The organism is Mycobacterium sp. Marseille-P9652 (assembly GCF_902652685.1).
Lineage (GTDB): Bacteria > Actinomycetota > Actinomycetes > Mycobacteriales > Mycobacteriaceae > Mycobacterium.
Genome location: NZ_CACRUY010000094.1, coordinates 1 through 9,881 on the forward strand (window position 1 = coordinate 1; position 9,881 = coordinate 9,881).

General features: G+C 72.0%; 10 protein-coding genes. 3 read left to right on the forward strand and 7 right to left on the reverse strand.

The window, feature by feature from the left end; genetic code table 11:
* Positions 1–144: 144 nt before the first annotated feature.
* Positions 145–732 (reverse strand): hypothetical protein, encoded by a 588-nt coding sequence (locus GPY60_RS25625; protein ID WP_231639834.1) that lies wholly within the window; start codon positions 730–732, stop codon positions 145–147.
* A gap of 100 nt (positions 733–832) precedes the next feature.
* Here GPY60_RS25625 and GPY60_RS25630 point away from each other — a divergent pair, with 100 nt between their 5' ends.
* Together GPY60_RS25630 and GPY60_RS25635 are read left to right on the forward strand one after the other, a co-directional pair.
* Entirely contained in the window at positions 833–1,516 is a 684-nt protein-coding gene (locus GPY60_RS25630; protein ID WP_156690502.1) for a hypothetical protein, read from the forward strand.
* A 6-nt stretch (positions 1,517–1,522) separates the two neighbouring features.
* Positions 1,523–3,112, forward strand: coding sequence for a DNA polymerase Y family protein (locus tag GPY60_RS25635; protein ID WP_197283839.1), 1,590 nt, complete (start codon positions 1,523–1,525; stop codon positions 3,110–3,112).
* A gap of 423 nt (positions 3,113–3,535) precedes the next feature.
* Here the strand turns inward: GPY60_RS25635 and GPY60_RS25640 are convergent, their stop codons facing one another.
* The 5 genes from GPY60_RS25640 to GPY60_RS25660 are packed head-to-tail and all read right to left on the reverse strand — an operon-like array spanning position 3,536 to position 8,413.
* Complete coding sequence (locus GPY60_RS25640; RefSeq protein ID WP_156690503.1) at positions 3,536–3,973, reverse strand: hypothetical protein; 438 nt, start codon at positions 3,971–3,973, stop codon at positions 3,536–3,538.
* Positions 3,970–4,932 carry a nucleoside hydrolase gene (locus tag GPY60_RS25645; RefSeq protein WP_156690510.1) on the reverse strand — a complete coding sequence of 321 codons (963 nt, stop codon included), beginning with the start codon at positions 4,930–4,932 and terminating at the stop codon, positions 3,970–3,972. Before GPY60_RS25645 ends, GPY60_RS25640 begins: the two co-directional genes overlap by 4 nt.
* On the reverse strand, positions 4,929–5,669 hold the full coding sequence (locus GPY60_RS25650; protein ID WP_156690504.1) for a 2OG-Fe dioxygenase family protein: 741 nt from the start codon (positions 5,667–5,669) through the stop codon (positions 4,929–4,931). Before GPY60_RS25650 ends, GPY60_RS25645 begins: the two co-directional genes overlap by 4 nt.
* A 43-nt stretch (positions 5,670–5,712) precedes the next feature.
* Positions 5,713–7,671 carry an SDR family oxidoreductase gene (locus GPY60_RS25655; RefSeq protein ID WP_156690505.1) on the reverse strand — a complete coding sequence of 653 codons (1,959 nt, stop codon included), beginning with the start codon at positions 7,669–7,671 and terminating at the stop codon, positions 5,713–5,715.
* Positions 7,672–7,702: 31 nt separating this feature from the next.
* Positions 7,703–8,413, reverse strand: a complete 711-nt coding sequence (locus GPY60_RS25660) for a histidine phosphatase family protein (protein ID WP_156690506.1) — start codon at positions 8,411–8,413, stop codon at positions 7,703–7,705.
* 83 nt (positions 8,414–8,496) lie between these two features.
* Here GPY60_RS25660 and GPY60_RS25665 point away from each other — a divergent pair, with 83 nt between their 5' ends.
* Positions 8,497–9,369, forward strand: a complete 873-nt coding sequence (locus tag GPY60_RS25665) for a MaoC family dehydratase (protein WP_156690507.1) — start codon at positions 8,497–8,499, stop codon at positions 9,367–9,369.
* Here the strand turns inward: GPY60_RS25665 and GPY60_RS27625 are convergent.
* Positions 9,366–9,881, reverse strand: a 516-nt coding sequence (locus tag GPY60_RS27625; RefSeq protein WP_304610756.1) for a hypothetical protein, incomplete at its 5' end; no start/stop codon positions are given. The genes GPY60_RS25665 and GPY60_RS27625 overlap by 4 nt on opposite strands.

Consider the following 9,881-nt stretch of genomic DNA (forward strand, 5'->3'; position numbering starts at 1 on the left):
GTCGCCGTCGAACTCAACAACCGCCCCCGCAAACGCTTCGACTGGGACAGCCCCGCCCAAATCCTCAACCGACTACTGTCAACCCCACCAGAAACCACTGTTGCAACCAAACCGTGAATCCACCCCGTCGGGCAACGCAGTGACTTACGTTTCGACGAATTCGCGCGCGCCGTAAGCGGTTGTGGCCGCCTCCCAGTTCCCGCCGGCCTCGCCGACGAGCCGGCGGGCGAGGTCGAGGTCGTCGTCCCCGGCGACCACGATCAGGGTGTGGTCGATCGTGGTGACGGACCCGCCGCGGATGCGCCGGCGGGCGACCGGATCGGCCGCCAGCGCGTCGCCGAAGCGCGCGATGTCGACACCGGGCACCGCGGCGATGATCGCGTCCTCGCCCGGCGCATGCTGCGGGAGGTAGTCGAATGTCAGCACCGCCTCCTGGTTGAACTGGCGGCGCAGTGCCTCGGCGGCGGCATGCGACGAACCGCCGCACAGGTGAAATTCGATCGAGCGCTCACGGGTGGGGCGTTGCAGCGCGTCCGACCAGTAGACCCCGTCGAGCGGGGTCGATCCGGTCACCGCCGCGCCGCTGAGCGTGATCGTCGCGGTGGCCTGCGCCTCGAACAGGGGATCGGTGTCGGTGGCGAACAGCTCCGCCCGCTGACAGGGTTCGGCCTGGGCCGGCGCCGGAAAAGTGCAACAAAAAAGCACCATCAGCCACACCAGCACCGACCGCATAAAGCAGCCTCTCACGTTGCTTGACGCTTGTCGGAGGGTGGGTGTTTACTCGCCACTGTATCGAACATACTTTCGAAAAAGAGCGGTGCGGGAGGCGGATATGACTGCGGCTTTGGCCTCCGATCACCGCGCTGAGCAGCTGGAATCGCTGCGCCGCCGGATGGCCGCGATCTCCGGGCGCACGGCTCACAGCGCCGCCCGCGCGGACGACCTCCTACCGGAATCGGAGTCGCAGCTGGCGCTCCCGCGCTGGCTCGCCGAGGCGTTGCCGGTGCCGCTGCCGCAGGGGACGGTGGCGGTGTTGACGGGGGCGCGGTCGCTGCTGCTGAGCGTGGTCGCCGCGGTGACGGCGGCCGGCGGCAACGCGGCCATCGTGGGCCAGCCGGACATCGGTCTGCTGGCCGCCGCGGAGCTGGGGGCGGACCTGAGCCGGGTCGCGGTGATACCGGATCCGGGCACCGATCCCGTGGAGGTGGCCGCCGTGCTCGTCGACGGCATGGACCTGGTGGTCCTCGGCCTGGGCGGCCGGAAGGTGCCGCAGACCCGGGCGCGGGCCGTGGTGGCGCGCGCCCGGGCCAAGGGCTGCACCCTGCTGGTCACCGACGGCGACTGGCAGGGCGCGCCGACGCGGCTCGAGGCCCGGGTCTGCGGCTACGAGATCTCGGCGGGCCCCCGGGGCAGGCCCTCCGCGGCCGAGCCGGGGTTCGGTCGGATCAGCCGGGTGCGCCTCGAGGTCAGCGGGCTGTGCGCGGGCCGGACCGTCGGCCGGGTGCGGGCGGGGTGAACACGGATGAGTCCCACGCCATCGCGGGTGCTGGCGATCTGGTGCATGGACTGGCCGGCGGTCGCCGCCGCGGCGGCCGCCGGCCAGCCCGTGACGGCGCCGGTCGCGGTCACGCTGGCCAACCGGGTGATCGCCTGCTCGTCGGCGGCCCGCGCGGCGGGCGTGCGGCGCGGGTTGCGGCGCCGGGAGGCGGCGGCGCGCTGCCCGCAACTGCACGTCGCGACCGCCGACGCCGACCGTGACGCCCGCTTCTTCGAGGGCGTCATCGCGGCGGTGGACGACCTGGTGCCCCGCGCCGAGGTGTTGCGGCCCGGCCTCCTGGTGTTGCCGGTCCGCGGGGCGGCCCGCTATTTCGGGTCGGAGGAAAAGGCCGCCGAGCGGCTGATCGACGCGGTGGCCGCAGCGGGCGCCGAGTGCCAGGTGGGCATCGCCGACCAGTTGTCCACCGCGGTCTTCGCCGCGCGGGCGGGCCGCATCGTCCAGGCGGGGGGTGACGCGGCGTTTCTGTCGGTGCTGTCGATCCGGCAGCTCGCCACCGAGCCCAGCCTGTCCGGTCCGGGTCGGGAGGAATTAACGGACCTGTTGTGGCGCATGGGTATTCGCACGATCGGGCAGTTCGCCGCGCTGTCGGCCACCGACGTGGCCTCCCGGTTCGGCGCCGACGGGGTGATCGCGCACCGGTTGGCCCGCGGCGAACCCGAGCGGGGGCCGTCCGGACGGGAACCGCCGCCCGAACTCGATGCCCTGCTGGACTGCGACCCGCCGATCGACCGCGTCGATGCCGCGGCGTTCGCCGGGCGCTCGCTGGCCGGCGCGCTGCACGAGAAGCTGATGGCCGCCGGGGTGGGCTGCACCCGGCTGGCCATTCACGCCGTCACGGCCAACGGTGAAGAGCTGCAGCGGGTGTGGCGGTGCGCCGAGCCGTTGACCGAGGACGCCACCGCCGACCGGGTGCGCTGGCAACTGGACGGGTGGCTGAGCAACCGGACGCGGGAGGCCCGTCCCACCGCGGCGGTGACGCTTCTGCGGCTGCGGGCCGTGGAGGTGGTGGCCGCCGAGGCGCTGCAGTTGCCGTTGTGGGGCGGGCTCGGCGAGGAGGACAGGCTGCGGGCCCGCCGGGCGCTGGTGCGGGTGCAGGGCCTGCTCGGCCCAGAGGCGGTCCAGGTGCCGGTGCTGTCCGGCGGTCGCGGGCCGGCCGAACGCATCACGTTCACCCCGCTGGGCGACGAGCAGGTGCCGCGCGCCGATCCGGGATTGCCGTGGCCAGGCCAACTGCCCGACCCGGCGCCGGCCGTGCTGCTCGACGACCCGGTGGAACTGCTTGACGCCCAAGGAAATCCGGTGCGGGTGACCGCCCGGGGGATGTTCTCCGCCGAGCCGGCGCGCCTGGCGGGCGCCGGCGCCGCCGGCAAAGACCAGGCGCTGCGCTGGTGGGCCGGTCCGTGGTCGGTCGACGAGCGGTGGTGGGATCCGGACCCGGGGGCTGCCGGACCGGGGGGCCGCACGGCCCGCGCCCAGGTCCTGCTGGAGGGCGAGCGGGCGTTACTGCTTTGCTACCGCCAACGGCGCTGGTACCTCGAGGGAAGCTACGAGTGACCGGCCCAGTTTCACCCCTCCCGCGACGGGTACCATCGGTATCGAAAATAAACTTTCTCCCTTTCGTCCGGTTTGTCCGTCCCTTGTTGACATAACGGCATCGCCAGGGGGAGAGCGCGCTGGTTTGACGCGACGGGGGGCGCAACAACGGTGTACATGGCCACCTGCCGCCATTGTGGGAGAACGATCGTCCAGCATCCCTCGGGAACCTGGATCCCCCGGGACGGCACAACAGACACGAATCCCACGGGCCTCTACTGCCAGAGGCTGGACAACCTCCGGCACGACTTGGTGCATGAACCCATGCCCGCAGGATTGGCCGGGGCGCCGCAGTGGGCGTCGTCGGACGCCACACAGACCGGTGCCCCCGCCGATTCCAACGCGCCTGACGACGCCCAACGCAGCGCCTGAGGACCCCCCGCGCTAAGCCGCGAGAGCCAGCACGCGGCGACCGCCGGGCACGACGTTCATCACCGCGCGGGCCAACCGATCGCGACCACGCACCGCGCCGGTCCGCACATTTCCGGTGCGCAAATGGCGCACGGCCAGCCCCGCCCACAGCGCGGCCACGGCGCCGTCCGTGATGCCCCCTCGCGCGCGGCGCCGGTCGGCGGCGGCCAGGGCGAACGCGGTCATGGCGTGCACGGAGTCCACCCACACGCCGGCGGCCAGCACGTCGGGGCCGGGATTGATGCCCGAGAAAGATGCCTGGACGAGGTGACGCGCCCCGAGGATGCGCGTCACCACCAGCGCCTTACGGTCGACTTCCACGCCGTGAATGTGGTCGAGCACCTCGGCGGGCGCCGCCAGCAGCACGGCGCCCCATCCCGCGCGCAGGACCTCCAACCCGCGAACCTTCATGCGCCCATCCCCTTCACCCCGTTCCCAAAGGCCCCGACCCGCTCGGTGAACCGGTCGAAGAACGCGGTCGCGTCCACGTCGAGGCCGATGAGCGCGTTGGGCTTTCGGGTTCCCGACCAATCGGCCACCGTCGCCCCGCGGGCCGGGGTGTCCGACAGCGCGACGTCAACCCACGCCGCCCTGGTCGCGACGAGGTCCGGATCGAGCGCGACGGCGGCCGCCAGCGGATCGTGCATATACGCGATATACCCATATCCGCGGTCCTCGTGAGACTCGAAATAGAACCGCATCGCGTCGTCCAGCACCCGCATCACGGGGGACGGGCCCGCGGCCTGCCCCAGGCGGGCCAGCATCTCCGGTGACATCGCGACGCGCCGGGTCAGGTCCAGCCCGCAGACGATCGGAAGCCGTTGCCTCCCGGCCCAACCGGCGAACACCTCGCTCGCCGCCTCGGGATCGACCCGGATGTTCCACTCGGCGGCCGGGTTGGCGTCGTCGGTGTACGCGCCGCCCATGATCACCAGCCGCCGCAGCATCTCCGGCAGCTCGGGCTCGGCGCGCAGCGCCAGCGCGAGATTGGTCAGCGGCCCGGTCACCAGACCCACCAGGGTGCCGGGCCGGGCGCGCGCGGCGGCAACCCACGCCGCCGTGGCGTCGTGGTCGGTGAGCGGGCGGTCGCTCTGCGGCAGCTCGGCGTACCCCAGGCCCGCGTCGCCGTGGAAGCGGGAGCGATGCGGCCAGTGGCCGCACAGCGGCTCGTCGGCGCCCTTCGACACCGGAATGCGTGGCGCGCGGCACAATTCGAGCAGGCCGAGGTTGTTCGCGCAGACCTGGTCGACGGGGATGTTCCCCCCGGTCGAGGCGATCCCCACGACGTCGGCGTCCGGGCTGGCCAGCAGGTAGACCAGCGCCAGCGCGTCGTCGATGCCGGTGTCGACGTCGACGAAGACGGGCGTCACGGCCAGCGGGAGGCGCAAGTGATCACCAGCACGTCACGCTGCGCGGGTCCGGAGTGGTCGATCGGCCGGATGGGGGAGACCCGGTGCAGGGTGCGCCGGTCGTCGCCCAGGAGCAGCGTGCCCGGCTCGGCGAGGGTGGTCGTGAGCAGCGTGCGGTGCTCTGCGTCGCAAACCAGGCTTTCGCCTCCGATGGCGTTGCGCCGCCCGATCAGCAACGAGGTGACCAGCGTGACGCCGTCCCGGTGCAAGCCCTCGGGCGTCGGTTGCCCGTCCTGCCCACCGGAGGAGCGGGTCCGGAAGGGATGGATCTTGACGTTCCATTCGCCCTCCGGCGTTTCCAAAGCCTCGGCCGCCCGGCCCAGCAGTTCCACGAGCGAGTGTAGGAGCGGGTCGGCGGCGAAGGTCTCGGTCAGCGGCTCGAAGTCGCGGTCGCGCCCGATGTAGAGGGGATTGGAATCCTCCGGCTGGGCGCGGTTGCCGGCCGGCACGGGGCGCATGGTGCCGTCGCGGACGGCGTACTGGCCGTACCGGCGCAGCCGGGTGACGCCCAGCTCCGCCGCGTAGGGGTCGGGCGCCAATCCTTCCCAGTGCCGGGCGAACCGGGTCCACTCCTCGCGGCCCACGCCGAGGCTGCGGGACAGGTCGAACGACGACAAGACCGCCGCGCCCTCGGTGGCGAGCTGGGCGGTCGCCGCGGCCACCGGATCGGCGTCGGCCCGGTTGACGCAAACGATCATCGCGCCGGGATACCGCAATCGGATACGGGTGAAACCCGCGGGCTCACCAATGCACGCCGGGCACCATGCGGGCCAGTCGTTTGACCGGCCGGGGTGTGCGGACGGCGCGCGCCGGGCGCCGGGGGGGGGGGGGGGGGGCGGGCGCCCGGGATTCCGCGGGCGCTGCCGGCTCTCCGGGTAGCCCACGGGCGGCGGCCGAATCGGGATAGCCCAGGTACAGCTGATGCAGGATCCGGCGCGACGTCTTGGGGGCGAAGTAGTTGCCCGCCTCGGCGAGCGTGCCCAGCGGGGTGTCGATGCGCGCCGGCTTCTCGACGAGGCCGCGCACCACCATGGCCGCCGCCCGCTCGGCGCTGATCGCCGGCACCGGATTGAGCCGGTGCGACGGCGCGATCATCGGGGTCGCGACCAGCGGCATGTGGATGTTGGTGAAGGTGATGTGGTCGGACAGCGTCTCGGAGGCCACCACGTCGGCGAACGCGTCCAGCGCCGCCTTGGTGGGCAGATAGGAGCTGTACTTGGGGTTGCGGGCCTGCACCCCGGCGCTCGAGACGTTGACGACGTGGCCGAACCGGCGTTCGCGCCAGTGGGGCAGCAGCGCCAGCACCATCCGCACCGCGCCGAAGTAGTTGACCGCCATCACCCGCTCGTAGTCGTGCAGCCGGTCGGTGGAATTGACCACCGAACGCCGGATCGACCTGCCGGCGTTGTTCACCAGGTAGTCGACGTGGTCGAAGCGGCCCAGGATGTCCTTGACGGTGTGCTCCACCGACGTCGAGTCGGTGACGTCGCAGGTGAACGCGTGCGCGTCGCCGCCGGCGGCGCGGATCTCGGCGACGAGCTCGTCCAGCGCGTCGGCGCTGCGGGCGAGCGCGAACACCGTGGCGCCGCGCTCGGCGACGGCGATCGCCGCGGCGCGGCCGATGCCGCTGGACGCGCCGGTGATGATGACGTGCCGGCCCCGCAGCGGGTCCCGTGGATTTCCGCGGCGGGCGCGGTCGGGGTCGAGGTGCTCGGCCCAGTACCGCCACAGCACGGGCGCGTACGCGGCGAACTCGGGCACGTCGATGCCCTTGCCGCGCAACGCCTCTCGCGTCTGGTCGGCGACGAACGTCGCCTTGAGCTCCGCCACGTCGAAGATCTCGCCGGGGATCCCGAGCTGGGTGGCCGCCATGTTGCGCAGCACCCTGGCTCGCCCGCGAGCCTTCAGCACGGGGACGGCCACCGAGCCGGGCAGCGACCCGCGCAGCGGCGGCAGCCCGGCCGCCTTCGCGACGCCGCGGTAGATGCCGCGCAGCCCAACCGATTTCGGCGCCGTGAGGTGGAAGGTCCGCCCGTTCGGGCCCTCGGTGTGCAGCAGGGCGACCAGCGCGTCGGCGACGTAGTCGACCGGGACGATGTTGGCGCGGCCGGTGTCGGGCAACAGGATCGGCGTCAGCGACGGCAGGACCGCAAGCTTCGCGAGCACGCCGAAGAAGTGGTACGGGCCCTCAATCCGGTCCATCTCACCGGTCCGCGAATCACCCACCATCACGCCGGGCCGGTAGATGCGGTAACGCAGCCCCGGCGTCGCACGCACCAGCTGCTCCGCCTCGAACGCCGTCCGGTGGTAGGCGGTCGGCAGCCGCTGGCCCACGTCGAAGTCGTCCTCGGTGTACTCACCGGCGAAGTCACCCGCGACGGCGACGGACGAGACGTGGTGGAAGGTCGCGCCCAGGCGGAGCGCGAGGGCGATCGCCGCGCGGGTGCCCGCCGTGTCGACCGCGGCGCAGTGCACGACATGGTCGGCGCCGGTCAGCTCGGCGTCGGCCGGCGGGAGGTCCGGCAGCTCACCGACGAGGGGTTTCGCCCGTTCGCCCCATCCGACGGCGAGGCGCTCGAAGCGACCGAGGGACCGGCGACGGACCAGTACCCACGCCTCGGCGCCGGGGTCGGTGTGCAGTAGGGCGGAGACGACGCGGCGGCCCAGGAACCCGGTACCGCCGGTAACGACATAGCGCATTCCGCCATCGTTGCGGTCGCGATCGACCCCGTCAACCGCTGAAGTTGCGGATCCCGTCCCAGTCCTCCAGCGTCCAGCCGGTCATCGGGTTTCCCGTGAGCACCACGCGGCCCGTGTTGGGCAGCGGGTGGCTGGTCGCCAGCGAGTCCTTGGCGTTCCTCGCGTTCAGTAGCACCCAGTACTCGATCGCGTACTTGTGCGAGAACACCACCGGCTTGCTGTGATTGCTGTTGTAGACCTTGTTCACCGCGGCGGTGAAGCGGTCGTTGAACTCCTTGCCCGACACGGATCCGGGGATGCTGTTGCCCATGTCGCCCTTGAGCCAATCCGCCGGCGCCAGAAGATAGGTCGCGGGGGACATCGAGGTCGGCTTGCCGTTGTACCAGCCCGCGTTGATCTCCTGGATGCCCTGCAGGATCTCCACCTGCTTGCCCAGCTCCGAGGCCAGCGGGGCGGCGGTCTGCTGGGCGCGCGTCATGGTGGAGGCGTAGACGGCGTCGAAATCGTGGTTCGGGGCGTGCGCCAGCTGCTGCGCCTGCGACTGACCCTGGGGGCTGAGGCCCGGGCCCGGCACTGTGGTGTCGATTATTTCGTTGGCGTTCGCCTCCGACTCCGCGTGCCGGATGAAGGTCAGCGTGATGCTGCGAACCTGAGGCGACCCGCCACACGCCCCGACCACCGCCACCGCGACGAGCAAAGCAAATATTTTCGGGGTCGTCCGACCCCTGCTCCCCTTGCGCATGCGAATAGCCTGCCCTGCCGACAGCACCGGTGGGAAGGGTTTGCGATGGTTGCATTCAGATAAAGCCGGAAAAGGAGACCCGCATGGCCATTGACCCGAGTGCCGTCGGCGCGGTGACGGAGCCGATGTTGTTCGAATGGAAGGACCGGGACACGCTGCTCTACGCGCTCGGGGTCGGGGCCGGTCTCGACGACCTGTCGTTCACCACCGAGAACAGCCACGGCATCACCCAGCAGGTGCTGCCGACATACGCAGTGATCTGCTGTCCGGCGTTCGGTGCGGCCGGCAAGGTTGGAAGCTTCAACTGGGCCATGCTTTTACACGGATCGCAGGGTGTGCGTCTGCACGCGCCGCTGCCCGCCGCGGGCAAGCTCTCGGTGGTCACCGAGGTCGCCGACATCCAGGACAAGGGCGAGGGCAAGAACGCGATCCTGATGTTGCGCGGCCGCGGCACCGACCCGGATTCCGGTGCGCTCATTGCGGAAACGCTCACCACACTGGTGATCCGCGGCGAGGGCGGCTTCGGGGGTCAGCCGGGGCAGCGGCCGGTCGCGCCGGAATTCCCCGACCGCGAGCCCGACGCGCGGATCCCGTTGCCCACCCGCGAGGACCAGGCGCTGATCTACCGGCTCTCCGGTGACCGCAATCCCCTGCACAGCGACCCCTGGTTCGCCCGCGAGATGGCCGGGTTCCCCAAGCCGATCCTGCACGGGCTGTGCAGCTACGGGGTAGCGGGACGCGCGCTCGTCGCGGAACTCGGCAAGGGCACCGCGGCCAACGTCACCGCGATCGACGCACGGTTCAGCTCGCCGGTGTTTCCGGGCGAGACGCTGACGACGCTGATCTGGCGGACCGAGCCGGGCAAGGCGGTGTTCCGCACCGAGGCGTCGGGCGCCGAGGGGTCTGGGCCGCGCGTCGTGCTCGACGACGGCGCGGTGGAGTACGTGGAGGCTTAGGTTCCGTTGGCGCCGTTGGGGCCGGCCGCGCCGAACAGCGCCCCGCCGGTGCCGCCTGCGGCGCCGGTCCCGGGGGTGCCGTTCCCGCTGGGGCCGGTGCCGAGGTTTCCGCCGCCGCCGCCGGTGCCGCCGTTACCGATGTTCTGCGCGTTCCCACCGGCACCACCCGCGCCGCCGTTGCCGCCGACCCGCGTCGCACCGGCCGCGGTCCCGGTGTTGTTCCCGCCGGCCCCACCGCTGCCGCCGTCACCGCCGTTGCCGTACACGAGCCCCCCGGTGCCGCCCGCGCCGCCACCACCGCCGTCACCACCATTGGTGCCGGTCGTGCCGCTGAAGGGGCCGTTGGTGTTGCCGCCGTTGCCGCCGTTGCCGCCCACACCGCCTCGGCCGTTACCGCCCGCCTCATTCCCGGCGTTACCGCCCTGGCCGCCATGACCACCGCCGCCGAAGAGCCCGGCGGCGGTGGTCATGGCGGCCAGGGCGGTAACGCCGGGAATGAGGCGGGCGGTAAC

Bases quoted from the DNA above. Each gene is read 5' to 3' on its own strand.
- GPY60_RS25665 (WP_156690507.1), top strand. From the start codon at position 8,497: ATGGCCATTGACCCGAGTGCCGTCGGCGCGGTGACGGAGCCGATGTTG.
- GPY60_RS25625 (WP_231639834.1), bottom strand. From the start codon at position 732: ATGCGGTCGGTGCTGGTGTGGCTGATGGTGCTTTTTTGTTGCACTTTT.
- GPY60_RS25655 (WP_156690505.1), bottom strand. From the start codon at position 7,671: ATGCGCTATGTCGTTACCGGCGGTACCGGGTTCCTGGGCCGCCGCGTC.
- GPY60_RS25660 (WP_156690506.1), bottom strand. From the start codon at position 8,413: ATGCGCAAGGGGAGCAGGGGTCGGACGACCCCGAAAATATTTGCTTTG.
- GPY60_RS25650 (WP_156690504.1), bottom strand. From the start codon at position 5,669: ATGATCGTTTGCGTCAACCGGGCCGACGCCGATCCGGTGGCCGCGGCG.
- GPY60_RS25630 (WP_156690502.1), top strand. From the start codon at position 833: ATGACTGCGGCTTTGGCCTCCGATCACCGCGCTGAGCAGCTGGAATCG.
- GPY60_RS25635 (WP_197283839.1), top strand. From the start codon at position 1,523: ATGAGTCCCACGCCATCGCGGGTGCTGGCGATCTGGTGCATGGACTGG.
- GPY60_RS25640 (WP_156690503.1), bottom strand. From the start codon at position 3,973: ATGAAGGTTCGCGGGTTGGAGGTCCTGCGCGCGGGATGGGGCGCCGTG.